28 protein-coding genes are annotated in these 26,395 nt (G+C 37.8%); 20 read left to right on the top strand and 8 right to left on the bottom strand.

Annotation, left to right across the window (positions count from 1 at the left end):
• Positions 1 to 9 precede the first annotated feature (9 nt).
• Both ACNKW3_RS00205 and ACNKW3_RS00210 read right to left on the bottom strand, forming a co-directional pair.
• Positions 10 to 744, bottom strand: coding sequence for a DUF3307 domain-containing protein (locus ACNKW3_RS00205; protein ID WP_427397273.1), 735 nt, complete (start codon positions 742 to 744; stop codon positions 10 to 12).
• Positions 738 to 1,358, bottom strand: coding sequence for a hypothetical protein (locus ACNKW3_RS00210; RefSeq protein WP_427397274.1), 621 nt, complete (start codon positions 1,356 to 1,358; stop codon positions 738 to 740). The genes ACNKW3_RS00205 and ACNKW3_RS00210 overlap by 7 nt, the downstream gene beginning before the upstream one ends.
• 242 nt (positions 1,359 to 1,600) lie before the next feature.
• Between ACNKW3_RS00210 and ACNKW3_RS00215 the strand changes: the two genes are divergently transcribed.
• Positions 1,601 to 3,736 carry a prolyl oligopeptidase family serine peptidase gene (locus tag ACNKW3_RS00215; RefSeq protein WP_427397275.1) on the top strand — a complete coding sequence of 712 codons (2,136 nt, stop codon included), beginning with the start codon at positions 1,601 to 1,603 and terminating at the stop codon, positions 3,734 to 3,736.
• A gap of 61 nt (positions 3,737 to 3,797) precedes the next feature.
• Here ACNKW3_RS00215 and ACNKW3_RS00220 read toward each other — a convergent pair whose 3' ends face one another.
• The gene (locus tag ACNKW3_RS00220) at positions 3,798 to 4,661 is read right to left on the bottom strand and encodes an NAD(P)-dependent oxidoreductase (protein WP_427397276.1); all 864 of its coding nucleotides are present in this window, start codon (positions 4,659 to 4,661) and stop codon (positions 3,798 to 3,800) included.
• A 157-nt stretch (positions 4,662 to 4,818) separates the two neighbouring features.
• On the opposite strand from ACNKW3_RS00220, the gene ACNKW3_RS00225 reads away from it, so the two are divergent.
• The 3 genes from ACNKW3_RS00225 to ACNKW3_RS00235 all read left to right on the top strand — a co-directional run bounded on the left by ACNKW3_RS00225 (position 4,819) and on the right by ACNKW3_RS00235 (position 6,717).
• On the top strand, positions 4,819 to 5,049 hold the full coding sequence (locus ACNKW3_RS00225; RefSeq protein WP_427397277.1) for a DUF2789 domain-containing protein: 231 nt from the start codon (positions 4,819 to 4,821) through the stop codon (positions 5,047 to 5,049).
• Positions 5,050 to 5,252: 203 nt separating this feature from the next.
• The gene (locus tag ACNKW3_RS00230; protein WP_427397278.1) at positions 5,253 to 5,852 is read left to right on the top strand and encodes a TetR family transcriptional regulator; all 600 of its coding nucleotides are present in this window, start codon (positions 5,253 to 5,255) and stop codon (positions 5,850 to 5,852) included.
• Position 5,853: 1 nt separating this feature from the next.
• Positions 5,854 to 6,717: an SDR family oxidoreductase gene (locus ACNKW3_RS00235; protein WP_427397279.1), complete on the top strand. Its 864-nt coding sequence runs from the start codon at positions 5,854 to 5,856 to the stop codon at positions 6,715 to 6,717.
• Between the two features lie 394 nt (positions 6,718 to 7,111).
• Here ACNKW3_RS00235 and ACNKW3_RS00240 read toward each other — a convergent pair whose 3' ends face one another.
• Positions 7,112 to 7,975 (bottom strand): hypothetical protein, encoded by an 864-nt coding sequence (locus tag ACNKW3_RS00240; RefSeq protein WP_427397280.1) that lies wholly within the window; start codon positions 7,973 to 7,975, stop codon positions 7,112 to 7,114.
• Positions 7,976 to 8,193: 218 nt separating this feature from the next.
• Positions 8,194 to 8,688, bottom strand: coding sequence for a helix-turn-helix domain-containing protein (locus ACNKW3_RS00245; RefSeq protein ID WP_427397281.1), 495 nt, complete (start codon positions 8,686 to 8,688; stop codon positions 8,194 to 8,196).
• Between the two features lie 199 nt (positions 8,689 to 8,887).
• Here ACNKW3_RS00245 and ACNKW3_RS00250 point away from each other — a divergent pair, with 199 nt between their 5' ends.
• Positions 8,888 to 9,925 (top strand): phage/plasmid replication protein, II/X family, encoded by a 1,038-nt coding sequence (locus ACNKW3_RS00250; protein ID WP_427397282.1) that lies wholly within the window; start codon positions 8,888 to 8,890, stop codon positions 9,923 to 9,925.
• Positions 9,926 to 10,285: 360 nt separating this feature from the next.
• Here ACNKW3_RS00250 and ACNKW3_RS00255 read toward each other — a convergent pair whose 3' ends face one another.
• On the bottom strand, positions 10,286 to 11,149 hold the full coding sequence (locus ACNKW3_RS00255; RefSeq protein ID WP_427397280.1) for a hypothetical protein: 864 nt from the start codon (positions 11,147 to 11,149) through the stop codon (positions 10,286 to 10,288).
• A 218-nt stretch (positions 11,150 to 11,367) separates the two neighbouring features.
• Positions 11,368 to 11,862, bottom strand: a complete 495-nt coding sequence (locus ACNKW3_RS00260) for a helix-turn-helix domain-containing protein (RefSeq protein WP_427397281.1) — start codon at positions 11,860 to 11,862, stop codon at positions 11,368 to 11,370.
• 199 nt (positions 11,863 to 12,061) lie between these two features.
• Between ACNKW3_RS00260 and ACNKW3_RS00265 the strand changes: the two genes are divergently transcribed.
• From ACNKW3_RS00265 to bfr (ACNKW3_RS00290), 6 genes are all read left to right on the top strand, one after another.
• The gene (locus ACNKW3_RS00265; RefSeq protein WP_427397282.1) at positions 12,062 to 13,099 is read left to right on the top strand and encodes a phage/plasmid replication protein, II/X family; all 1,038 of its coding nucleotides are present in this window, start codon (positions 12,062 to 12,064) and stop codon (positions 13,097 to 13,099) included.
• 825 nt (positions 13,100 to 13,924) lie between these two features.
• Positions 13,925 to 14,803, top strand: coding sequence for an alpha/beta fold hydrolase (locus ACNKW3_RS00270; RefSeq protein WP_427397283.1), 879 nt, complete (start codon positions 13,925 to 13,927; stop codon positions 14,801 to 14,803).
• Positions 14,804 to 14,886: 83 nt separating this feature from the next.
• Positions 14,887 to 15,090 carry a hypothetical protein gene (locus ACNKW3_RS00275; RefSeq protein WP_427397284.1) on the top strand — a complete coding sequence of 68 codons (204 nt, stop codon included), beginning with the start codon at positions 14,887 to 14,889 and terminating at the stop codon, positions 15,088 to 15,090.
• 78 nt (positions 15,091 to 15,168) lie between these two features.
• On the top strand, positions 15,169 to 16,758 hold the full coding sequence (locus ACNKW3_RS00280; protein WP_427397285.1) for a cation:proton antiporter: 1,590 nt from the start codon (positions 15,169 to 15,171) through the stop codon (positions 16,756 to 16,758).
• Positions 16,759 to 16,899: 141 nt separating this feature from the next.
• The gene (bfr, locus tag ACNKW3_RS00285) at positions 16,900 to 17,370 is read left to right on the top strand and encodes a bacterioferritin (protein ID WP_427397286.1); all 471 of its coding nucleotides are present in this window, start codon (positions 16,900 to 16,902) and stop codon (positions 17,368 to 17,370) included.
• Between the two features lie 4 nt (positions 17,371 to 17,374).
• A complete protein-coding gene (gene bfr / locus ACNKW3_RS00290; protein ID WP_427397287.1) occupies positions 17,375 to 17,842 on the top strand; it encodes a bacterioferritin in 468 nt (155 codons plus the stop codon).
• 43 nt (positions 17,843 to 17,885) lie between these two features.
• Here bfr (ACNKW3_RS00290) and ACNKW3_RS00295 read toward each other — a convergent pair whose 3' ends face one another.
• A complete protein-coding gene (locus ACNKW3_RS00295; protein ID WP_427397288.1) occupies positions 17,886 to 18,332 on the bottom strand; it encodes a hypothetical protein in 447 nt (148 codons plus the stop codon).
• Between the two features lie 213 nt (positions 18,333 to 18,545).
• On the opposite strand from ACNKW3_RS00295, the gene ccoN reads away from it, so the two are divergent.
• The 9 genes from ccoN to fnr all read left to right on the top strand — a co-directional run bounded on the left by ccoN (position 18,546) and on the right by fnr (position 26,378).
• On the top strand, positions 18,546 to 19,982 hold the full coding sequence (gene ccoN / locus ACNKW3_RS00300) for a cytochrome-c oxidase, cbb3-type subunit I (RefSeq protein ID WP_427397289.1): 1,437 nt from the start codon (positions 18,546 to 18,548) through the stop codon (positions 19,980 to 19,982).
• The gene (gene ccoO / locus ACNKW3_RS00305; protein WP_427397290.1) at positions 19,979 to 20,584 is read left to right on the top strand and encodes a cytochrome-c oxidase, cbb3-type subunit II; all 606 of its coding nucleotides are present in this window, start codon (positions 19,979 to 19,981) and stop codon (positions 20,582 to 20,584) included. The genes ccoN and ccoO overlap by 4 nt, the downstream gene beginning before the upstream one ends.
• Positions 20,584 to 20,760 carry a cbb3-type cytochrome oxidase subunit 3 gene (locus ACNKW3_RS00310; protein WP_427397291.1) on the top strand — a complete coding sequence of 59 codons (177 nt, stop codon included), beginning with the start codon at positions 20,584 to 20,586 and terminating at the stop codon, positions 20,758 to 20,760. The genes ccoO and ACNKW3_RS00310 overlap by 1 nt, the downstream gene beginning before the upstream one ends.
• A 3-nt stretch (positions 20,761 to 20,763) precedes the next feature.
• Positions 20,764 to 21,717: a cytochrome-c oxidase, cbb3-type subunit III gene (gene ccoP / locus ACNKW3_RS00315; RefSeq protein ID WP_427397292.1), complete on the top strand. Its 954-nt coding sequence runs from the start codon at positions 20,764 to 20,766 to the stop codon at positions 21,715 to 21,717.
• A gap of 109 nt (positions 21,718 to 21,826) precedes the next feature.
• Positions 21,827 to 22,318: a FixH family protein gene (locus tag ACNKW3_RS00320; RefSeq protein WP_427397293.1), complete on the top strand. Its 492-nt coding sequence runs from the start codon at positions 21,827 to 21,829 to the stop codon at positions 22,316 to 22,318.
• A gap of 14 nt (positions 22,319 to 22,332) precedes the next feature.
• Positions 22,333 to 24,738: a heavy metal translocating P-type ATPase gene (locus ACNKW3_RS00325; protein WP_427397294.1), complete on the top strand. Its 2,406-nt coding sequence runs from the start codon at positions 22,333 to 22,335 to the stop codon at positions 24,736 to 24,738.
• A gap of 9 nt (positions 24,739 to 24,747) precedes the next feature.
• On the top strand, positions 24,748 to 24,948 hold the full coding sequence (ccoS, locus tag ACNKW3_RS00330; RefSeq protein ID WP_427397295.1) for a cbb3-type cytochrome oxidase assembly protein CcoS: 201 nt from the start codon (positions 24,748 to 24,750) through the stop codon (positions 24,946 to 24,948).
• A complete protein-coding gene (locus tag ACNKW3_RS00335) occupies positions 24,941 to 25,609 on the top strand; it encodes a sulfite exporter TauE/SafE family protein (RefSeq protein ID WP_427397296.1) in 669 nt (222 codons plus the stop codon). Before ccoS ends, ACNKW3_RS00335 begins: the two co-directional genes overlap by 8 nt.
• A gap of 28 nt (positions 25,610 to 25,637) precedes the next feature.
• Complete coding sequence (fnr, locus tag ACNKW3_RS00340) at positions 25,638 to 26,378, top strand: fumarate/nitrate reduction transcriptional regulator Fnr (protein WP_427397297.1); 741 nt, start codon at positions 25,638 to 25,640, stop codon at positions 26,376 to 26,378.
• Positions 26,379 to 26,395 lie beyond the last annotated feature (17 nt).

Below are 26,395 nucleotides of genomic sequence, written 5' to 3' on the forward strand. Positions count from 1 at the left end.
ACCGCATAATTACGCTAATATTTGGCTAACACCAATACCAACAATCAGCGCTGTTCCAATACTTAAAAGACTTCCGAGCATTATATATTCAGTTAGCTTGCGGTCTTTTTGTTGTCGCATATCCCCAAATCTGAAGACACTTTTTGCAGCAAGTAGAAAACCTACTCCGGAATATTGACCGATTAAAATGAAAGTTAACACTAAAAAGCGTTCTAAAATGCCAATCCATTCGCCTGCATTTTCCAAACCTTGATTATCTTTATCTTTGGTCAGTACTTTGGTGTAAGGATTTAGGGTCAATTGAATAACAAAAGATAATGGGCGACTAACAAAAATGTAAGCCGTTATAACCGCTAAGGTTTGTACGTTCAGTAGCTGATGGCTCTGACTTATTACAGATGCCATATTGTGATTATTTAAATAAAGGCTAACAGCGAACAAAATTAGGATATGGGCGCATTGATCAATTAAAAACGCACGAATGGAAAAGACCTGATAACACTTCCATATATCAATTGCATAATGGGTTAACACTATAGTAAAGAGCGCGATAAAATAGTTCAGGGCAAAGCCATCTAAAAGAATGAACAGGACTATTGCATTGAGTACTAAATGCACTAAAACGTGCTTTAACAATCCAATACTTTTTATTTTGAATTTAATTTTTGATTGAATCCATGCGTCTTTTTGCAGAAAAAAATCCGCCACAAAATGAATACACAAAAGACTAAAGAAAATTAGCATGCGGCTTGTTCCAAAATTAAGTTTTCATAGGTCATTAGATAATCTTTAACTAATTCAGCGTTGGCTCTCGCAAGGTGCGTGCTCACATTCTGGCGGGTAGTAGACAGCATATCTGCAATGGTTTGATGATCTGTAAAACCACTGTATACATACATAAATAACACTTCTGCTTGTTTTTGGGTGAGACCATTAATGACATTGTGTAAAAATTTAGTAGATAAGGTTAAATCAACACTTTGCAGGTTTTGTGAACTCACTAATGCTAGGTCACCACTTTTAACTTTATCTAATGTACGCCCTGATAAAATGTAGACAGGTCCCATTTTATTTGAAATTGTCTGCTTCCCGATGGCTAAAGATTGAGTAAGATAAATTGGACTTTTTTCAATTGCATACATCATACGCAATCGTACCAATAACAGCACTAACATGGCACATTCAGGACGCTTGTAGGTGATTTGAAAGGCGTCTCCACGAAATTGTTCAAACGTAAAACTATAATTTTGCGACATTGAAACTAATTGTTCTGTCAAAATTGCAATTACTTGCTCGTACTGTTGTGCGGAAAGTTTGGTACTTTCAACTATGTCGGAGGTTTCGACAGCTATCAGCATTATCTAGCCCAATTTAACTATATTCATTTGCATCATACAGAGAAAGCGTATAAATGCAAATAAATATGTTTGCAATTATGTTTTGCAAATGAATTCGTATTTAAATATGAGCTTAACTGTTTAATTTATTTGGCATAATGCAAACAAACTATTAAGGTAGAGTTAAAACACCGGTTTGTGATCTAAATTTACGGTTACATCTGAATAAACTGCTAATATTAATAAACAACGAGAGAAGCTTCATGACCAAACATCTGCTCGCCCTTTGCATCATTTCCACGCTCGCTGCTTGTAGTGAAAAACCTGAAGACGTTAAAGAAGTTGTACAACGAGAAACCCTAGCGGAACCACAAGAACCAGCTCCCTTGTGGCTTGAAGAAGTAGAAGGTGAAAAAGCCTTACAGACTGTTAATAACTGGAATGCAAAAACATTAAGTAAACTAACTAGCGACGAACGATTTTCCGAATTACAAAACGAAGCCTTAGAAATCGTAAACGCCACAGATAAAGTCGCTTATGGCAATATGCAAGGCGACTATGTGTATAACTTTTGGCAAGGTGAAAACAGTAAACGAGGTATATTACGTCGCACTAGCTTAGAAAGTTATCAGACAGCGTCTCCAAATTGGGAAACTGTGCTAGATATTGATGCGTTAAATGAAAAAGAAGACAAAAACTGGGTGTATAAAGGCAGTACCTGCTTGGAGCCTGAGTACATTAGGTGTTTAGTGTCACTGTCGAATGGCGGTAAAGATGCTGTTGAAATTCGGGAGTTTGATCGAGACCAAAAAGCTTTTGTTAAAAATGGTTTTTTCATTCCTGAAGCCAAAAGTGATGTGAGTTGGATAGATATAAATACAATCACTGTGGGTACTGACTGGGGCGATAATAGTTTAACCGAGAGCGGTTATCCAAGTGTGTCTAAAGTACTCGAAAGAGGGAGCGCTTTAAGTGACGCAAAAACCATTTTCTCTGGCGAAATTACAGACGTAGCTGCTGGCGCAAGCCTTTTTGAAATAGATGATGAGACTGATATTTTAATTGGATATCAATATAGTTCATTCTACGATTCAGAGTTCTTCTGGTTAAAAGGCAGTGAACAAATAAAATTACCGATTCCTTCCAAAGCGACACCCGCTGGTGTTTTTAAAGGTCAGATGTTAGTTGATTTAAAACAAGACTGGAAAATCAATGAAGATCTTACTTTGCCTCTAGGCGCGCTAGTTTCTTTTGATATGAAAAAGTGGTTAGAGGATCAATCTGTACAAAATGCACAAATAGTGTATCAGCCTACAGAAAGAGCAACCTTATCTGGCTCGTCTATCGCTAAATCAAAAGTGATTGTCACCGCATTAGAAAATGTGGTTGGCAAAGTATATGCGATGGATTTTGTTGACGGTAAATGGCAAAAAGAGCAACTAAGCATTCCTGGCACAGGAACACTAAGTGTCAGTTCGGTTTCTGATTCCTCAGATACCATTTTTGTCAATCAAAATACCTTTATCAAACCTAATCAACAGTTGATTGTAGATGTGGTGGAAAATACTTCTAAAGTGATTAAATCGGCCCCTGAACGGTTTGATTCTTCAGATTTAGTGGTTGATCAAAAGATGGCAGAATCTACCGATGGTACTATGATCCCCTATTTTATAATTCATCATAAAGATATTCCGTTAGACGGTACTTCACCAACTTTGCTATACGCCTATGGAGGCTTCGAGGTAAGTTTGACGCCAAGTTATAGCGGAACTCGAGGCAAACTTTGGTTAGAAAATGGTGGAGTTTATGTGCTGGCTAACATTCGTGGAGGTGGAGAATTCGGTCCTAAGTGGCATCAAGCAGGGTTAAAAACGAAACGTCAAACCATTTATGATGACATGATTTCGGTTGCACAAGATCTAATAGATACCAAGGTAACTTCTACTCAACGATTAGGCATTATGGGCGGTTCAAACGGAGGTTTGTTAATGGGCGTCATGTACACGCAACGCCCCGATTTGTTTAATGCAGTGGTTTGTCAGGTGCCCTTATTAGACATGCTTCGATATCATAAGCTCTTAGCAGGTGCTAGTTGGGTAGGGGAGTATGGTTCTCCAGAAATCCCTGAAGAACGTGCATTTTTAGAGACAATATCTCCGTTACATAATGTAAATGAGGAAGGAGAGTATCCTACTATTTTCTTTGTTACCTCAACTAAAGATGATCGTGTCCACCCTGGGCATGCAAGAAAAATGGCTTATTTATTGGAGCAATACGGACATTCTTTTGAATATTACGAAAATATTGATGGCGGTCATGCTGCCGGCGCAGATTTAAATGAGACAGCAAAACGAATCGCATTAGAATACACCTTTTTAATGCAAAAACTTATGGATTAGTTAGTTAGAGAGACAAGGTAACCCTGAGGTTACCTTGTTTATTATCTGGTTATTTATTTGTTTATTTATTAAGTAAGGTTATTAAACTTGAAGTATCGAAACGGCCACCACCGTTTGATTGCACTTGAGAATAGAATTGGTCAACTAAGGCTGTTACAGGTAAATGACTCCCATTACGCTTTGCTTCATTTAACACTATATCCAAATCTTTACGCATCCAATCTACTGCAAAACCAAAATCAAATTTGTTCTCCACCATAGTGGACGCTCTATTTTCCATTTGCCATGACTGTGCTGCACCTTTAGAAATCACCTCAATAACTTTTTCTACATCCAAATTTGCTTGAGTAGCAAAATGAATAGCTTCAGATAAGCCTTGTACGACACCCGCTATACATATTTGATTCACCATTTTTGTCATTTGGCCAGCGCCAACATTGCCCATTAACGCATGTTTTTGAGCATAGGTATCAAATACAGGAATCACTTTTTGATAAGTAGCTTGCTCACCACCAAGCATTACTGTGAGTTTTCCATTTACAGCGCCAGCTTGCCCACCTGAAACGGGGGCATCTAAGAATTTAGCTTGTTTTTCAGCGCAGGCTTTGGATAACTCTTTTGCCAATTCGGCAGAGGTAGTTGTGTGATCAATAACCACTGTATCTTTGCCTATAGTATGTAGGATTCCCTGTTCACCATAAAATACACTTCGAACATCATCGTCGTTGCCCACACAAACTAACACCACATCCACATTTAGTGCAGCGTCTGCTGGCGTTAGAGCATGTTTTCCAGGGTATTGATTAATCCAATTTTCAGCTGTACTGGTGGTTCGATTATAAACAACAGTGTCAAAGCCATTGTGTGCGAGATGCCCAGCCATAGGAAAACCCATAGCACCCAGTCCAATAAAAGCAACTTTCATATAATTTAGTTCTCAGCAGGTGTTAATTACAAAAATATAGTAGGGGAGTTTGCCATTTTTTTAAAACGACTAACAGTGCTTGAAAGTTGAATTCTATGATCGGATTCTCAATGATTTGCGTTTAAAACATTACCAAAGCAAAAAGTGAGGAATCATTATGTTAACCGAACAACCCAGTATCGAAGATCTGTTTCAACAACTTGGATTGAAAAATGACCAAGCTGCAATTGATGCCTTTATAGAAGAGCATAAAGGACTAAACGACAATGTTTATCTGCATAAGGCGCCTTATTGGAATGAATCTCAAAGTGCTTTCTTAAAAGAAGCTATAGTCGAGGATGCGGCATGGGCAGAAGTCATTGATGAGTTAAATGCAAGGTTACATTAAGAAAATCTGTTAGATTCTTCTCAACGGTTACTATCAACGTAGCCGTTTTTATTTCAAAATTATTATTACGCCTCGTATCCTGTAGCACCTTAAAACCCTCTATTTAAACCTTTACTAGTCAATTTTTTTACATCTCTTTGCAATAATATAATTATTAGACCGGTCTGTTATTAATGTGGCAGGTTTAACTAATGGGCGTTCTTATGGCAAGAGTTAAAAATCAACAACTCTATGATTCATCGAAAGTAAATTTATTAGAGGTAGGAGAGAGCTTAATAAGGCAGGGAAGTTATGCCCAAGTAGGCATAAACCACATTTTAAAAGCGGCAAAAATACCTAAAGGGTCCTTTTACCATTATTTTTCGAGTAAACATGAATTCGCTATGTCAGTAGCAAATCATTATCACCAAAAACAACTTCTATATGCACGCACTGTTTTTTCAGATCCAAATCTAACGCCTATTCAAAGGTTAAAAGGATTTTTTGAAGGTGCTACAGATGAAATGAAAAAACGACAATATTCCCAAGGCTGCCTAATGTGTAATCTCACCACGGAAATGGCGGACGAAGATATTGATGCACAAGCAATTCTTTTTCAGCAATGGAAAGAGTTAGGTGCAGAAATAGCGCCACAGCTTAATCAAGACATTTTATCTCATTTAAATCTAATTCATTTAACCAAACAAGAAGCTGCGGATTGGCTATTAAATGCATGGAGTGGCGCATTAACAAGAATGAAGGCTCATGGAAATGATGAGCCGCTACAACTATTTATGAAAACAATCTTTAAACAGGAAAATTAATATGTCCAAACAAACTATTCTCATAACAGGTGCCAGTAGAGGCATAGGATTTTTAACGGCTAAGACGCTAGTAAATCACGGACATACCGTTTATGCCGGAATGCGCGAAATAAACGGACGTAATAAGGAAGGCGCGGATTTTTTCAGATCATTAAATAATTCGGTTTCAGGTAGTATTTACCCAATCGAAATGGATGTTACTGATAACAATCAATGTAATGAGGTCATTCGATATATAGAGAACAATAACCATATAGATGTGTTAATTAACAACGCAGGAATTATGCCTGTAGGCCTTACAGAAGCCTTTACCGAAGAGCAAGTTCAGCAATGTTTTTCTGTAAATTTATATGGTGCTATTAATTGTACTAAAGCAGTTCTACCAGCCATGAGAAAGCGTAAAAATGGTAAGTTAATTCACTTAAGTTCCAGCGCAGGCCGATTAGCAATTCCTTATTTTGGTGTATATTGTGCTTCTAAATGGGCACTGGAAGCATACACAGAATCTTTGCACTACGAGTTAGCTCAATTTAACATTCATACCTGCATTGTAGAGCCAAGTGGCCATGCGACAGACTTAGTAAGTTCATCGCCATCACCAAAAGATGCGATTAAATTAGAATATGGAAATCTTGCTCAAGGCGGCGAAAAATTATTGAACATGTTTAAAGATATGTTTTCACAGGGAGAAGAAACTACCAACGCGCAAAACGTTGCTGATCAGTTACTCAAATTAGTAGAACAAACTGAATCCTTGCCATTACGAATAGCCATTGGCCAAGACATGGGCGTGAAAAATATTAACGACGGTACAGCGCCAATTCAAACACAACTAATAGAACAGTTGCTACCGGTTTACGAATAAGTAGCTTCACAAACATAACGTAAATAATTTTCTTTTCTCAAACTTTACACTTTTTAAAATCAGGTACGCGTGAGGCGTGCCTGGTATTGAGCGTTTAATTCATTGATTTAATTAACTTAATTGCAGCCTACTATTTATCCACCACTTAGTTAATTGCGTATAATGTATATTAATTAGTCTGTATTTGGGGGCAGGTAGTAAGGCGATTTTTTACGTATTTCTACCCCATATTTTTGGGAAAGTTCTTTAGCGTGACGGTAGTAAGTCTCTCGGCTCATTAAAAAATAAGGGTCGAATCCTAGCAACCAAGTGATGTAAGTACCTCGCAATCTGCATGGCATTCTTACTAATAATAATTGTTGCTCAGTATTTAATGTTACGTCTTTTATCACATCTAATAAGGCTCTTGGTATTCTAATTTTTTGTATACAGGAGAGTCATAATCAATGTTTATTATCGTATTATTAGGGGTTAGAAGAAGCAAATAATCTAAATTCAGCTCAGTTACAGTTCCTTTTATCAACTGTCCATTGCTGTCGTAAAACTGTAAATGATCATTTTGTTTAAAGCCGTTCCAGTTACCTTTACGTAAACCATTTAAAGCACTTAGAGTAACTTCTCTATCTTTCCAAGATTGGCGTTCTCTATCGAAACGGCTTAATAATGCACTACCTTTTACAGTTACTGCACTCTCAATTTTAGTTAATCGACTTGTTATATCATTAATTGCGGAAAGAATAACACTTGAATCGCCTGAAAGTTCCACTTCATTAGATATTTCAGCTGGTTTTATAGATAGCATTTTAATCAAGGAATTTACATCCTTACCTTTGTTTTCTACAGTTTCAATTATTGATGAGCTAATTGAAGGTACATCTTTTTTAACCTTATCGGCTCTCAAAGATTCATCATAATCATAGGTTCTCATTCCCTGTATATCGAATATCCGATTAGTTTGCTTATCCTTGATTAACACTGTCGGTAAGTTGAATGCTTGTCTCACCCCTAATTCATATAGCACATTTGGGTTTTTCCCACTTAAATCACATAAAACCAAATCACTATGATATATTTTATCCATAATATCTATGACAATGTAATTTGAAGAAGCTACTTCGTCAGCTCTTACTGGAGTAAACCCAGCCTTGATGCATGCCGGTTTAATTAAGTACTCGTAGACTCTAGTAAAGTGACCTTCCTCGTAAGGTTCGATATCCGCTATAGGCATAATTACAAAGCACTTTTTTTCATTATCCATTTTAAATCACCTTAATAAAAGTAATGCCCGTAGGGCATGGTAGCGAGGTACGAGCGGTAACCTCTGCGATTAGTAACAAGCAACATCCTTATAATGCGCCAAGTGTTTTTTAAATAACCAATGAATTTGGCTCGCCTCTTGATTAACCCACAAAAACGAAGTTTTTGTCTTGACTGATAGCGTCATAAATTCTCATGGGTGAGACTTTTACTACCCCGTCACAAATTCCCGTCAGTGGGAATAGGGGCTAAATCTTCCTCGCAAATATGAAGCTCTACATCGAGTTCTTCCCTTATATTTTTGATGGTATCTAAATCTTCAATAAGAGCATCTTTGGCATACTGCATTCGCATATATTCATATTCACCTTCAGATTTAGTTTCATACAACGATGGCTCTGGCGTGTCATTATCATTGCAATAGCTATGAATAATATTCAATATCACAAAGCGCCTAAGTGGCGTTAAATCAGCGATACGCTTTACAGTTCGTTTTATATATTCTGAAGTCTCAACGGCTTCATCCATGATTAATTCATCTGTTGTACAGGACAACGCAATAGCTAATCGTTTAATAGTTTCAAGCTTTGGCTCTGATGCTCCACGTTCAATTCTCGATACTTGTGTTAACTCTATTCCGGCTTTCTCAGCAAGGTTGCCTTGCGTCATTCCTTTTTTAGTTCTGATTGCTTTCAAATTGCTACTAATTGACATTGCACACCCGTATTTTTGGCTTTATATGACTAGCATACACCCATTTTTTAGCCCTACATGTTTACATGTACTTATAAAGCCAATAAGATTGGCTTTAAATGACTATTGACAGCTTTTTGGTGAGCGTTATTTGAACAAAGTCGGGAGTCTAGTAATACCCGACTTTTGTGCCAAATTTGCACTATTTTAGGAACATTCATTGATAGATTGGGCGCGTGTACATATCCCTTTTAAACATTCACCTTTAAACGGTGGTGAAGTTGTTTCTATCGATGAGGATGGCGAAGTAGCATGGCGAATACTTAAGCGAAAGCAAGCTATCGGTAGCTTTGACAAACGCATTTCATTTAAGAGTATTGGCGGCGACGGGCAGGGTAATGCCACTCATTTATGGATAAGTGGAAACCCTTCTAAATTCTTGCAAGGTCACAACGTATTTGGCTCGGATGACTTAGTTTCATTGATGTTCGATACATTTAGAGTTATTTGCAATCAATTCAATTTCCAACCGACACTCCAAGAATACCAAGCGATTAAAAACGGTGATTATGAACTTGGTATAGTTGATATTAATTATTCCTATGAATTACCTAAACGCGCTGACGTTCAAGCGTTTATTCGAGCCTTAGAATTTAAAGCAAAAACACGTCATGGACGACCATCCATGAAAGGTGGAACTTTATACTTCGGAAAAAATTCAGAACGCTGGGCTATAAAACTGTATGCTAAAGGAGAAGAATTAAGTACTAAAACAGGCGCTTTACCTGACGCCTTAAAACATCAAGGTATTGAAGATTGGGCTGATAACAAACTACGAATTGAACTTAGATTATTATCCAAAGAATTGGCGAAATTAGGTATTAAACATGCAGCTACATTGACGCCAGAGCTGACAGAAAAATTGTTTAAAGAATATCTGGATAAAATAAATATGACTGATCAAATTAAGCTCTCAAACGAAACGGTAAATCAATTACCAAACAAATTGAAATCAACATATACATTATGGGCACAAGGTCATGATTTACGATCGCTCATGTCAAAACGCACTTATTATTATCATCGGAAAGAACTTGAAAGCTACGGCATCAATATCGATCTTGCGCCATGCTCAGAACATCAAAAAGAAAACAACGTGGTACCGATGATCCGCATCCTTGAAGCAACGCCAGCTAATATTCCTCGATGGGCATTTACTAAAAACTTGATCCATTCATCTGCACAACGTTCCGCATAACATTAAATGGTTAAAACGTGAGAGACCAGGTACGCGTGAGGCGTGCCTGGTATTGAGCGTTTAATTCATTGATTTAATTAACTTAATTACAGCCCACTATTTATCCACCATTTAATTAATTGCGTATAATGTATATTAATTAGTCTGTATTTGGGGGCAGGTAGTAAGGCGATTTTTTACGTATTTCTACCCCATATTTTTGGGAAAGTTCTTTAGCGTGACGGTAGTAAGTCTCTCGGCTCATTAAAAAATAAGGGTCGAATCCTAGCAACCAAGTGATGTAAGTACCTCGCAATCTGCATGGCATTCTTACTAATAATAATTGTTGCTCAGTATTTAATGTTACGTCTTTTATCACATCTAATAAGGCTCTTGGTATTCTAATTTTTTGTATACAGGAGAGTCATAATCAATGTTTATTATCGTATTATTAGGGGTTAGAAGAAGCAAATAATCTAAATTCAGCTCAGTTACAGTTCCTTTTATCAACTGTCCATTGCTGTCGTAAAACTGTAAATGATCATTTTGTTTAAAGCCGTTCCAGTTACCTTTACGTAAACCATTTAAAGCACTTAGAGTAACTTCTCTATCTTTCCAAGATTGGCGTTCTCTATCGAAACGGCTTAATAATGCACTACCTTTTACAGTTACTGCACTCTCAATTTTAGTTAATCGACTTGTTATATCATTAATTGCGGAAAGAATAACACTTGAATCGCCTGAAAGTTCCACTTCATTAGATATTTCAGCTGGTTTTATAGATAGCATTTTAATCAAGGAATTTACATCCTTACCTTTGTTTTCTACAGTTTCAATTATTGATGAGCTAATTGAAGGTACATCTTTTTTAACCTTATCGGCTCTCAAAGATTCATCATAATCATAGGTTCTCATTCCCTGTATATCGAATATCCGATTAGTTTGCTTATCCTTGATTAACACTGTCGGTAAGTTGAATGCTTGTCTCACCCCTAATTCATATAGCACATTTGGGTTTTTCCCACTTAAATCACATAAAACCAAATCACTATGATATATTTTATCCATAATATCTATGACAATGTAATTTGAAGAAGCTACTTCGTCAGCTCTTACTGGAGTAAACCCAGCCTTGATGCATGCCGGTTTAATTAAGTACTCGTAGACTCTAGTAAAGTGACCTTCCTCGTAAGGTTCGATATCCGCTATAGGCATAATTACAAAGCACTTTTTTTCATTATCCATTTTAAATCACCTTAATAAAAGTAATGCCCGTAGGGCATGGTAGCGAGGTACGAGCGGTAACCTCTGCGATTAGTAACAAGCAACATCCTTATAATGCGCCAAGTGTTTTTTAAATAACCAATGAATTTGGCTCGCCTCTTGATTAACCCACAAAAACGAAGTTTTTGTCTTGACTGATAGCGTCATAAATTCTCATGGGTGAGACTTTTACTACCCCGTCACAAATTCCCGTCAGTGGGAATAGGGGCTAAATCTTCCTCGCAAATATGAAGCTCTACATCGAGTTCTTCCCTTATATTTTTGATGGTATCTAAATCTTCAATAAGAGCATCTTTGGCATACTGCATTCGCATATATTCATATTCACCTTCAGATTTAGTTTCATACAACGATGGCTCTGGCGTGTCATTATCATTGCAATAGCTATGAATAATATTCAATATCACAAAGCGCCTAAGTGGCGTTAAATCAGCGATACGCTTTACAGTTCGTTTTATATATTCTGAAGTCTCAACGGCTTCATCCATGATTAATTCATCTGTTGTACAGGACAACGCAATAGCTAATCGTTTAATAGTTTCAAGCTTTGGCTCTGATGCTCCACGTTCAATTCTCGATACTTGTGTTAACTCTATTCCGGCTTTCTCAGCAAGGTTGCCTTGCGTCATTCCTTTTTTAGTTCTGATTGCTTTCAAATTGCTACTAATTGACATTGCACACCCGTATTTTTGGCTTTATATGACTAGCATACACCCATTTTTTAGCCCTACATGTTTACATGTACTTATAAAGCCAATAAGATTGGCTTTAAATGACTATTGACAGCTTTTTGGTGAGCGTTATTTGAACAAAGTCGGGAGTCTAGTAATACCCGACTTTTGTGCCAAATTTGCACTATTTTAGGAACATTCATTGATAGATTGGGCGCGTGTACATATCCCTTTTAAACATTCACCTTTAAACGGTGGTGAAGTTGTTTCTATCGATGAGGATGGCGAAGTAGCATGGCGAATACTTAAGCGAAAGCAAGCTATCGGTAGCTTTGACAAACGCATTTCATTTAAGAGTATTGGCGGCGACGGGCAGGGTAATGCCACTCATTTATGGATAAGTGGAAACCCTTCTAAATTCTTGCAAGGTCACAACGTATTTGGCTCGGATGACTTAGTTTCATTGATGTTCGATACATTTAGAGTTATTTGCAATCAATTCAATTTCCAACCGACACTCCAAGAATACCAAGCGATTAAAAACGGTGATTATGAACTTGGTATAGTTGATATTAATTATTCCTATGAATTACCTAAACGCGCTGACGTTCAAGCGTTTATTCGAGCCTTAGAATTTAAAGCAAAAACACGTCATGGACGACCATCCATGAAAGGTGGAACTTTATACTTCGGAAAAAATTCAGAACGCTGGGCTATAAAACTGTATGCTAAAGGAGAAGAATTAAGTACTAAAACAGGCGCTTTACCTGACGCCTTAAAACATCAAGGTATTGAAGATTGGGCTGATAACAAACTACGAATTGAACTTAGATTATTATCCAAAGAATTGGCGAAATTAGGTATTAAACATGCAGCTACATTGACGCCAGAGCTGACAGAAAAATTGTTTAAAGAATATCTGGATAAAATAAATATGACTGATCAAATTAAGCTCTCAAACGAAACGGTAAATCAATTACCAAACAAATTGAAATCAACATATACATTATGGGCACAAGGTCATGATTTACGATCGCTCATGTCAAAACGCACTTATTATTATCATCGGAAAGAACTTGAAAGCTACGGCATCAATATCGATCTTGCGCCATGCTCAGAACATCAAAAAGAAAACAACGTGGTACCGATGATCCGCATCCTTGAAGCAACGCCAGCTAATATTCCTCGATGGGCATTTACTAAAAACTTGATCCATTCATCTGCACAACGTTCCGCATAACATTAAATGGTTAAAACGTGAGAGACCAGGTACGCGTGAGGCGTGCCTGGTATTGAGCGTTTAATTCATTGATTTAATTAACTTAATTACAGCCCACTATTTATCCACCATTTAATTAATTGCGTATAATGTATATTATGTTAAATTAAATGTTATCCACATGTTATTAGGTTTAGCCTGTTAATGATATTTATCAACTAATTAAATGCCCTACTTTTGATGGATTTGGAAAATAAGAATAAGATGCGTAGAAAAATAAAAAGTACTAGGTTTTATTTAATTCTTACGAAACAGAAAACCCAGACGTTAAGAATTTCTGAAGTTATCGATTGGTAATGTTTGGCTTCTTGGATATGAATATTTCTTTTATCACAAACTATATAGTTTAAAAGATTTCAGTTGTTGAGATATGAGGCAATATGTCTTTGACTCGCAGCTGTTGAAATTTTTTTTAGTTATAAAAAGTATATAAAATAATTTGGTATAAAATTACCCAGTTGAAACCGGGCCGCTTAGATTAATCGGAACGCTTATAATGGCGTGTAATTCGCCTTTGTTGGAAAGTTTTTATACAGAAACACTATACAATTATTTAGAGGCCAATTTGTTTAGTCCAGATTAACCTCTTGCAGATGATATAGTTGTTTATCTTTGGTTATCATTAATCAAAATATTTTAAATATATACAATATTTACTATACCCATTAAACTGATTTTAATAATATCTAGTTATGCGTAACAGTCGTAATAGCCTAAAAATAAAGAATCTATAGCATGACCATAATTTATTTTATTATCTTTCTTTGTATTGTTTGGCTGTTAATAATGTACAGTAATTTTGAAATTTTAGGTAAATATACCTATAAAATCTTTAATGCGTTAGAAGCTAAAAGTGCGAAATTAACAAGAAAACAAATATCGATAAATGGGCTTCCTATTGATTATTACGATAACGAAAATATAAAAAGCCCAGCATTATTATTGCTCCATGGTTTTAGTGCTGATAAGAATGCGTGGAACAGAATTGCTAAATATCTTACGAAAGATTATCGTTTGATTGTACCGGATTTATTAGGTCATGGAGATACCCCCTATTCGCCTTCAACTAATTACTCTGCCTTTACACAAGCAGAGATGTGTCAAACATTGGTCAAAGAATTAAAACTTCAAAATATTTGTGTTATCGGGAACTCAATGGGCGGCATGATCGCAATGATCCTGCACGATAAAGCACCCAAAGAGTTTACCAAGGCCGTTTTAATTGACCCTGCGGGCGCTAAAACAAAGTTTGCCATCGAATTGGATAGGCTTGGCGCTAATCCTTTTGCTCATAAGGATAAAAGTACAGTCATAAAGTTTTATGGGTTAACAATGGCCAAAATGCCTTTTATTCCTAAATCAGTGCTTAGTTTTATCGCAAAAAGTCAATATATAGATAAAAATCAGCAGCTTATTCATATGTTTAAAGACTTTTTTAACATCAATGAGTTTTTCGAATTACCCTTTTCGAATTCTCCGGATGATGTACTTATTCTGTGGGGAAAAGAAGATAAGATGATGCCATTAGAAAATGCGGATTTCTATCAAGAACTCACACATCAAGCGCCATTGATCATATATCCAGGCGTTGGTCACATGCCAATGTTCGAAATTCCTGAAAAAACTGCGAACGATATTAAAAATTTCCTCTCTAAGACAAAATAGAATACCAGCGTATTAGTTTTAAAACTTTTACGTGCGTTATTGATGTTAATTTGATGTTGAGCAATTGATATAGGAGTGAAGTTATGACAGGACGTGAATTCATTCGATTTATTAGTAATCATGGGATTCCGTTAAGTTGTATCGCCGATAAACTTAATTGCAAACTCTCTACTTTAAAATCGTTAGAAAAAATGGAAAAGATACCGCAATATTATATTAAGCGATTTATACGTGCCTTTGATCATTTATTAAATGATAATGAAATTGCTAGGTTAGCCGCCGGATAAGTAAAATTTATTTGCTATATTGGACAACTAAAGGTTTAATTAATAAAACATTTTTAGCCTTTTGAGTCTAAGCGCCTAATGGAATTCGTTCTCATTTTAATCGCATTTTTGTGCGGTTTTGTATGTAAATATATACACTTACCTCCACTTGTAGGATTTTTGGTGGCTGGCTTTGTATTAAATGCATTAGGTTATTCTAATACTCCTACAATCGACACCATTGCTGATTTAGGCATAACAGTAATGTTGTTCACTATTGGTCTTAAACTCAATATTAAAGATCTCATAAAGCGTGAAGTTTGGGTGGGGGCTGTTTTACATACCAGTTTGTGGATAGCGATAATTTCTGGTGTGTTAACTCTGCTTGCCTCTATAGGTCTTCCCTACTTCACCGGTTTATCCCTCGCCCAAGTTGCATTAATCGCATTTGCCTTGTCCTTTAGCTCCACCGTCTGTGTGGTTAAAATTTTAGAAGAAAGTGGAGAAAGTCGTACAAGACACGGTAAGGTCGCCATCGGTATTTTGATCATGCAAGACATATTTGCGGTTATGTTTCTTGTATTTGCCACCGGTAAGGCGCCATCAATTTATGCAATAGGCTTGTTAGCCCTTATTCCTCTGGCCCCTCTACTTAAAAAGCTTTTGCAGGAAGCAGGACACGGAGAATTGTTACCTCTTTGTGGTTTTGTAGCCGCTTTGGGTGGTTATCAGCTATTTGAATTAGTTGGTGTTAAAGGCGATTTAGGCGCCTTGATCATGGGGATTTTACTTGCGAACCATGTAAAATCAGCAGAGCTAGCCAAATCCTTATTAAGTTTTAAAGATCTGTTCTTAATTTGTTTTTTCTTATCCATTGGGTTAAAAGCCTTACCCACCATAGATATGACGGTAATCGCCTTAGGCTTAAGCCTTATTATACCCTTTAAATTTGCACTGTTTTTCTTCTTGTTCGCCGGTCTGCGCTTACGTGCCAGGACGTCTTTTTTGACTGGTTCTGTACTATCAAACTATAGCGAGTTTGGGCTAATTGTCGCGGCTGTAGCAGTGAATATGCAGATGATGACGGATGCTTGGTTAGTAATAATTGCTATGGCCGTTTCATTTTCATTTGTGGTAACTAGTGTGTTCTATCGCAAATCTCATGATATTTATCGTAAATCTAAGGATTATCTGCATAGGTATCAACGCACTCGCCCCTTATCCGAGGATGTTTACCCGTATTTTAATAACGTTGAGGTCATAGTGTTGGGCATGGGGCGTGTTGGTAAAGGAGCATTTCACGCACTATCACAACAAATAGGCACTGCTGTTTGTGGCATGGATGCCGATGTCCAAAAAATTAAAGCGCTACAATCTGAAGGTTTAAACGCTATCAATGGTGATGGTGAAAACATCGATTTATGGGAAAACCTGGATTTATCTAACTTAAAGTTAGTTTTACTCGCCCTACCGTCAATTGAAGATTCATCGAATGTCACCAATCAGTTAAGAAATGCCGGTTACATGGGTAAAATCGCCGCTATTGCTCGCTATGAAGACGAAATTCAACCCTTGCAAGATAAAGGCGTTGACGAAGTTTTCAACTTCTTCAATGATGCAGGTTTAGGTTTTGCAGAAGAAAGTTTAGCCATAATTAATCGTCAAAAGGCTGATCTAGCAACTCAATAAGCATCTAAATCTAATCACAAATGCGAACAATTATCCTTATAAATTGCTGAAATATAAAGAATTTTGTATTTTTTTATATCATGTAGTATGCTTACCCTTTAATGATTCCAACTTCCACACATAATGGTTTAAGGTAAAAAAATGCAAGGTGATATCGCCGTTATCAAAGCACTGAACGATATTCTAACGTTGGAGCTTACTTCTATTAATCAGTATTTTTTGCATGCTCGAATGCATAAAAATTGGGGTTTTGAAAAGTTAAATAAAGCTGAATATAAAAAATCCATACTTGATATGAAGCAAGCGGATAAACTCATTGAGCGTATTTTGTTCCTCGAAGGTTTACCGAATCTTCAGGCCCTTGGGAAATTATTTATTGGTGAAGATACCGAAGAATGTATCCAATGTGATATTACGTTCGAGCAGAGCCAAATTCCTCAATTAAAAGACGCAATTGCCTTGTGTGAACAACATAAAGATTACGTGAGTCGAGATTTGTTAACTTCACTACTTGACGATGAAGAGGAATACCTTGATTGGTTGGAAACACAACAATATCAAATTGCAGAGATGGGCATTGCAAATTATCTGCAAGCACAAATAGAGGACTAATAGTATGCAAGGTAATGAACGCGTTATCGCTGGATTAAACAGCTTACTTGGCTATGAATTAGCCGCAATGGATCAATACTTCATCCACTCACAGATGTACCTTGATTGGGGATTAAACAAACTTTACGAGCGCATTGCGCACGAATTTGATGATGAAAAAGGTCATGCGAGCAAGTTAATTGAAAGAATGCTATTTCTTGGTGGTGTGCCGGACATGCAAACTAGAACAGGTTTTAAAGTCGGAAAAGACGTTAAAGAAATGCTCAAAAGTGACTTGCGTGTAGAATACGAAGTTGGTGACAAACTAAAAGAAGTTATAGCTGTTTGTGAACAAGAAAAAGACTATGTGTCTCGCGACATGTTAGTTGTACTGCTTGATGACACTGAAAACGATCATGCACATTGGTTAGAGCAGCAATTAGGTTTAATCGAGCGTGTTGGTATTCAAAATTATCAACAATCACAAATCTAAATTACCGTTGAAAGTCATTTTAAGGCGAGATTATCTCGCCTTTTTATTGAACGGTAGAAAAGTTTACAATTAAGTGTTGATTGGTATTTGTTTGTCCTTCCCTACTCACTTCTATCACCATTTGCCATTGCATTTCTGGCAAATTGCAACTACCTAGGAAAAATACCCCTCTCAGCGAATTAGCGTCTTCAAAAATAACCGGCGTTTTACCCATATACATGTTGACGCCTTCCACATACACCTTGTGAATTTGAATATTTTCACTATGCTCAAATTGAACGAACAATTCTTCTTCAGGAATTGGTGATTGTTCAAACTTTATGCTTAATCGTTGCTGGTCTAATGAGAAAGCACATTGGTTATTAATTAACTGACAATTTCCTTGTGAATTTAACACGGTGTTTACATTGTAAAATTGGTTACCCCAAAGTACTAATAATACAAGGGATAGCAAGGTGGTGACCGTGATGGCAATTGATTTTATTTTCACAATTAATTAACCGTAAACTTTCCTTTATTGACTAAGATCAAGCAATAAATAGATTGTGTATCTTTTTGTTATTAAAAACTTTATTATCTCTACTCGAATAGTGCCGAGTTTACTTTTCTTGCTCGCCCAACTCAACTAGGACGAATGTTTTAAGTAATTCAACACTGTTTATTTAGGGTTTCAATTAAAATTTTTACACGGAAACTTTCAGTTATGAGCGAAACAAGCCAAGTTAAACCTGATTATAACTACAAGGTAGTTAGGCAGTTTACTATCATGACGATTGTTTGGGGCATCGTGGGAATGACGGTAGGTGTATTGATAGCAGCTCAGCTGTTTGCTCCAGCACTTAACTTCGACCTTCCATGGCTTACTTACTCTCGTTTAAGACCTTTACATACCAATGCGGTAATCTTCGCGTTTGGTGGTTGCGCACTCTTTGCCACCAGTTATTACATCGTGCAACGCACGTGTCAGGTAAGGCTATTTAGTGACAAATTAGCCGCTTTCACATTTTGGGGATGGCAAGCAGTTATACTCGCAGCTGCAATTTCACTTCCTCTTGGTATGACAGCGTCAAAAGAATATGCAGAACTAGAATGGCCAATTGATATTTTAATCACATTGGTATGGGTCGCCTATATAATCAACTTTTTTGGCACCTTGATCATTCGTAAAACTTCGCATATTTATGTTGCCAACTGGTTCTTAGGAGCCTTTATGTTGACCGTTGCGGTACTGCACATTGGTAACAGTATGGCAATCCCAGTGTCCTTCACAAAATCATATTCGATTTATGCAGGTGCAGTTGATGCAATGATGCAGTGGTGGTACGGACACAACGCAGTAGGATTTTTCTTAACTGCAGGTTTCTTAGGCATGATGTACTACTTTGTACCTAAGCAAGCTGGTCGTCCTGTCTACTCGTATCGTTTATCTCTTGTGCACTTCTGGGCGTTGATTTCGCTTTATATTTGGGCTGGTCCTCACCACTTACACTACACTGCACTTCCTGACTGGACGCAGTCACTTGGCATGGTTATGTCCATTATATTATTCGTTCCATCTTGGGGTGGTATGATTAACGGTATCATGACACTTTCAGGTGCTTGGCATAAACTTCGTACTGACCCAGTACTTAGATTCCTAATCGTTTCCTTGTCCTTCTACGGTATGTCTACCTTCGAAGGTCCTATGATGTCTATTAAAACCGTAAACGCCTTATCTCACTATACAGACTGGACTGTAGGTCACGTTCACTCTGGTGCATTAGGCTGGGTAGCTATGGTATCAATCGGTAGCTTATATCACTTAATTCCGGTGTTATTTAATAAATCAAGAATGTACAGCATTAAATTGATTAATGTTCACTTCTGGCTCACCACAATCGGCGTTGTACTTTACATTGTTGCTATGTGGATGTCTGGTGTTCTTCAAGGTCTAATGTGGCGTGCAGTCAATGCTGACGGTACTCTCACCTACTCTTTTGTTGAGTCACTTGAAGCTTCTAAACCATTCTATGTTGTACGCTTCATTGGTGGTGTGTTTGTCGTTGCTGGTATGTTGATCATGGCATACAACGCTTATCGCACGATTCGAGCACCAAAAGAAGAATTAGAAGGTGATGTTGCATTAGGAGCTGCCCAATGAAAAATCCACATGAGTTAGTCGAAAAAAACGTTGGCTTATTAACTATTTTAGTTTTAGTGGCAATTAGTTTTGGAGCATTAGCGCAGATTTTGCCATTGATGTTCCACCAACACACCTTAGAGCCGGTAAAAGGATTACGTCCTTATACAGCGCTTGAATTGGAAGGTAGAGATATCTACATCCGAGAAGGGTGTGTCGGTTGTCACAGCCAGATGATACGTCCTTTCCGAGCTGAAACCGAACGTTACGGTCATTATTCTGTAGCCGGTGAATCCGTTTGGGAACGTCCATTCCTATGGGGCTCAAAACGAACTGGTCCTGATTTAGCACGTGTTGGAGGCCGTTACAGTGATGAATGGCATCGAGTACATTTGCTAAATCCACGTAACGTTGTGCCCGAATCTAACATGCCTGGTTACCCATGGTTGGCAACCAATACATTAGATGGCGAAGATACAGCTAAGAAAATAGAAGTATTTAAAATGTTAGGTGTTCCATATACAGATGAAGACATAGCTGGTGCCAAGGAAGCAGTAAAAGGTAAAACCGAAATGGAAGCCTTAATTGCTTATCTTCAGTCACTAGGGACGCATCTAAAATAATGGATCAAGGTATTATCGGCAGTATATTTACTGTCATCGTTTTCGTAAGTTTTATTGGGATTGTCCTTTGGGTCTTTAGCAGTAGAAACAAAAAGAAATATGACGAAGCTGCTAATTTAGTTTTCGATGACGAAGACAACCAAGAGAAAACCAATAAGAAAGACCAGGAGTCTTAAATCATGAGTATGTTTTGGACAATTTGGATCAGTGTGATAACGCTAGGCTCTATTGCTGGCTGCTTCTTTCTGCTCCGTTGGACACTTGCAAACCAAACAGGTGTTCCCGAAGGCGAAGAAATGGGACATGAGTTCGATGGAATCGTTGAAATTAACAACCAACTACCACGTTGGTGGACCATCCTTTTCTGGATAACTATGGTATGGGGCGTATTATATCTTGCGGCCTACCCTGGACTTGGCGCTTATAAAGGCTTTTTAGGCTGGAAGAGCTCAAACCAAGGTGTATTATCATTAGAAGAGTCAGAACAAGCGCTTAGAGCTGATATTGAAGGTAATGCTTGGAACGAGTATGCAATTCAAATTAAACAAGCTGAAGAAGAGTTTGATCCTATCTTTGCTGAATATGCAAAAATTCCAGTGGAGCAATTAGCAACTAATGACGAAGCAGTACAAGTAGGTAAGCGTTTATTCTTACAAAACTGTGCGCAATGTCATGGTAGTGATGCTAGAGGTCAAAAAGGTGGGTTCCCTAACCTAACTGACAACGATTGGTTATACGGTGGAAGCGGCGATAAAATCAAAGAAACCTTAATAAATGGTCGTCAAGGCGCTATGCCTGGATGGTTAGAGCCTTTAGGTGAACAAGGTGTTGCCGAGGTGGTTGCCTATGCTATGAGTTTGAGTGATCATCCAGACACTGATACCGCATTAGTAGATGCTGGACAAGCTCGCTTCGTAGTTTGTGCTGCTTGTCACGGTATGGACGGTAAAGGTAATCAGTTATTAGGAGCTCCTAACCTAACAGACAACATTTGGTTGTACGGTGGTTCTAAACGAGCAATTACTGAAACCCTTAACTATGGGCGTAACGGAGTAATGCCTTCATTTAAGAAAACCTTGGGTGAAGATAAAATCCACGTTGTAGCATCTTACGTTTATAGCTTATCTAATTAGTCGAGTTACTCGAACTAATTTGGTAAAGTAATTACCAAGAGGAAAGCCTCGTTTTACGAGGCTTTTTTGTATAAATTCAAATCTTAAGTAGTGATATAAGTAAAACAATATGCAAAATGAACAAGTTAAGCCTTGGTATAAACAATTTTGGCCTTGGTTTTTGATTGCAATTCCAGTGTCTTCAATGATTGTTGCCTCAGTAGTGGTTAAATTTGCCACCGACGGCACTAATCACTTAGTCGTGGATGACTACTATAAAGAAGGCAAATCAATCAATCTTCGATTGGATCAAATTGAACGGGCTCGAGAGCTGAATATCACAACCCTACTAGCGATAGACGCGCAAAATGCAACATTAGAGTTTGTCACAGGCTTGCCTGAAACCGGTGAGGCTTTAAGATTGAATCTTTTCCACTCTACTCAACCCCATCGTGATACAGAAATTCTATTAGCAAGAGATGCTTCTGGCGTTTATCGAGGAGTAATTGATTTTCCAGTCGATGGTAAATGGCGTTTAAGGCTTACGCCAATGGATGATAGTTGGAAAATTCAACAACGCATTGAATTACCCAAGTCGTCAGCCGTTGAGTTTAATCCATAGTAGTAGAAAGTGAAATGAGCATAGCTATTGCTGAAGGTTGTTGTTTTCATTGCGGATTACCAAACGAAGAAGGCAATAAATATCCAGTTGAAATAAATAACAAATTACACCACATGTGCTGTCCGGGTTGCCAAGCAGTGGCACAGGCTATTGTCGAAAATGGGCTGGCAAATTATTACGAATTTAGAACAGAGCCCGCTGCACGTGGCGATTCAGCCTTAGATAACACCATGGCTCAACTTTCTGTGTATGACGAACCTGAATTGCAAGAAGAGTTTGTATTTGACCAAGGTAAACATAAACAAATACAGTTGACAGTTGAAGGCATTACTTGCGCAGCATGCGGTTGGTTAATAGAAAAACAACTGGCGAAAGTAAAAGGCTTAAAACAAATTTCAGTGAATGTTTCGGCCAGAAGAGCTTTGGTGACTTGGGACGAAAGCGAAACCAAGCTATCAGGAATTCTGGCGCGCCTCAAAGCTATTGGTTATGCCTCCCTGCCTTTTCATCCTGATGAACACGAAGCGTCGTTCAAAAAAGAACAAAAAAGTTACATGAAAAAGCTGGGGCTTGCCGGCATTATGACCATGCAAGTGATGATGCTCGCCTTTGGTCAATATTTTGATGTGTTTGGGAATTTAGATGCGCAAACACAAGGTTACTTTAATGCTGTGAGCTTAATGTTAACCACACCAGTCGTTTTTTATTCTGCAAGTGTATTTTATCTAAGTGCGCTAAAAGCCATACAGGCTCGAACCGTTAATATGGATGTTCCTGTTACCATTGCCATATTTTCAACCTACATTGCCGGTTTGCTAGCCGTCAATGATGGCAGTGGTGAAGTGTATTTTGAATCTATCTGTATGTTTATCTTTTTCTTGCTAATCAGTCGTTTCTTAGAACACCGTTCACGGCATAAAGCCACTGAAATATCTTCTAATATGCTTAAACTAATCCCTGCTACAGCCAGTAAATTAGTCAATAACGACTGGGTGTCAGTGTTAGCTAAACAGCTTGTTGCTGGTGAACATGTATTGGTCAAAGCAGGTGAATCAATTCCAATAGATGGCAAAATTGTAAAAGGCCAGTCTACTATTGATGAATCTATGCTAACCGGTGAGTTTGAGCCGGTATTTAAAGCGCAGGGGCAACAAGTCTACGCGGGTACCGTAAACCAGCAAGCTAACCTTGAAATCGAAGTGACTAGTCAATTAAAGTTTGCCATGATGAATCAAATTCTTCGCTTGCAAGAAGTTGCTTTAGCGCGAAAACCCAAGATTGCAAAAATGGCAGATACCTTCTCTCGTTATTTTGTATCTATTGTTTTAATGATCAGTGCGTTAACTTATATTTATTGGCATCTGCAAGACAGTACAGATGCCTTTTGGATCACTATTTCTGTTTTAGTTGCAACCTGCCCTTGTGCCCTAGGATTGGCTACTCCCTCTGCCCTAACTTGTGCCATGGCAAAATTGAATAAATTAGGCATATTATTAAAAAGAGCCGATGCTTTAGAGCAAATGACCAACGCCACAGACATAATATTCGATAAGACCGGCACCTTGACTCAGGGTAAATTCTCTATTCAACAAATACATATGTTGTCTGATAAGTACTCACAAGATTACGTTATGCAGTTGGCAACATTCATCGAAAAACGCTCTGAACATCCCATAGCTAAAGCTTTTGACTACGGATTTGACGCCCATGATTTCCAACTAGAAGATTATCAAATCACTATTGGTCAAGGCGTACTAGCAAAGGTGAATGGAAATTTAGTGGTAGTGGGATCTAAACGCTTTATTAAATCGCAACTAAACAATGCAGAGGTTTGCGATACCATTAATGCCAATGTGTATATTGCAATAAATCATGAAATCGTTGCAGCCTTTTTAATTACCGACACAGTATTACCTGAGACTCAAAAAGTGATCAGTGAATTAAATGACTATTCGTTATGTATTCTAAGCGGTGATGAGCAAAAAAACGTGAATAATATTGCAACAGAGATTGGAATTAATCGCGCCGTTGGTGAACAAACGCCTGAAGGAAAGCTCAATTATGTACAACAAGAACAAGCGAAAGGTAAATCATTAATAATGCTAGGCGATGGCATTAATGATGCCCCTGTATTAGCGGCTGCTGATGTGTCTGTTGCGGTCGGAAACGCCTCTGATTTAGCCAAGAATGCAGCTGATGTCATCTTAATCAATCCCAAATTAAATGCCTTGGTTGATTTGATAAGCATGGCGAAACGCACAAAAACTAAAATAAAACAAAATATTATTTGGGCGCTTAGTTATAATGTCATCGTTCTGCCGTTTGCAGTAATGGGCTTACTAAGTCCTTGGCAAGCTGCATTAGGCATGTCCTTAAGTTCGATTATTGTTGTGTATAACTCTACTCGTTTAATGCGTTAAGAGGATGCTATGAGTATAATTTATGTGTTAATTCCCTTGGCGATTATTATAGTAGCAATAGCCATAGGCGTTTTTTTCTGGGCAGTACGAAATAATCAGTTTGATGATTTAGAGCGTCAAGGTTATAGCATCCTTTTTGACGATGATGTTGAAAGTAAAGAAAAAGACAAAAATGAACAAAAAGCTGCATCTGATAAAATAGATGAGTGACCTTTCTATATTTTCGGCATTTTTAGTGGGACTGGCCGGTAGCGTGCATTGTATCGGCATGTGTGGCGGTGTGATTTCAGCGTTCTCCTTCGCGACACCGCCAAATGCGAATAAACAACTTTATTCTCTCGCCTACAACCTTGGTAGGATATTGACCTATGCCTTTTTAGGAGCAATTACCGGATATTTAGGCAGCATTGTTTCCAGCAGTTTGGTAACTGATGTTCCTGTTTTACGTTATGTCAGCATCGCTTTTTTATTTCTGTTGGCATTTTATATTAGTGGGATCTGGCGTTTGCTGTCGCATTTAGAAGCTGCGGGAAAGATTATTTGGAAGCGCATTCAGCCCTTAAGTAAGAAGTTTTTACCGGCCAAAACACCGTTTCACGCCATTGCATATGGCGCCATCTGGGGATTTCTTCCCTGTGGGCTAATTTATTCAGCCTTAACTTGGAGCCTAGCATCCGGAAGTGCTACTCAAGGCGCTTTATTGATGTTTAGTTTTGGGTTAGGCACCCTGCCTTCCCTGTTGATCATTAGCTTTGGATTACAAAGTTTACTGCCTTACTTTCAACACCCTATAAGTCGTTATCTAATAGCTGCGAGCATATTCTTAAGTGGATTAATTTTGCTTTTTCAGGAATTTGGCGTTACAGTGTAGTCACTTAAATCTACATTTATAAAACGCAATGTCAAACGTACCTGAACTTTCCATTCATTGTCAAAGTTGCAGTTTTAGCCATCTTTGCCTGCCAGTGGCACTTAATAAAAACGAATTAGAATCACTTGATGACATCATTGAGCGCAAACGCCCTTTGCATAAACACGATAAATTAGTCAGAGCTGGGGATAAATTTCACAGTTTATATGCGGTACGATCTGGTTCATTTAAGTCTTATGTCAGTGATAAAGACGGCGTTGAACAGATAATAGGTTTTCATTTCCCTGGGGATATTATTGGTTTTGATGCCTTAAAAGAAAACTTACACCAAAGTTATACACAAGCCTTAGAAACAGCTATGGTGTGTGAACTTCCCTATCAAACACTTGAGCAGGTATCAGTTCGTTATCCTAAGCTTAGACAACAAATTATGCGTTTTATGAGTGCTGAGATAAAACACGATCATGATTTAATGATGTTGTTGAGCAAGCGTAGTGCTGAAGAACGTTTATTACATTTCATCAGTCATTTGTCACAACGCTTTGATGAGCGTGGGTTTTCTGCCAGACAATTTAACTTATCAATGACCCGTAATGAAATTGGTAACTACCTAGGCTTAACGGTTGAAACTATCAGTCGTTTATTGACTAGATTTCAAAAAGAAGGCTTAATCAAAGTCGAAGGTAAACTCATTACTATTGAAAACGTTGATGGACTTAAACAGCGCCTTCCTGAATCAGACATTCCATTTACTGCGGTAAACGAATAAGTTACTGACTTTCTAGA

Source organism: Glaciecola sp. 1036 (assembly GCF_050306235.1).
In the GTDB taxonomy this organism is placed as follows: Bacteria; Pseudomonadota; Gammaproteobacteria; order Enterobacterales; family Alteromonadaceae; genus Glaciecola.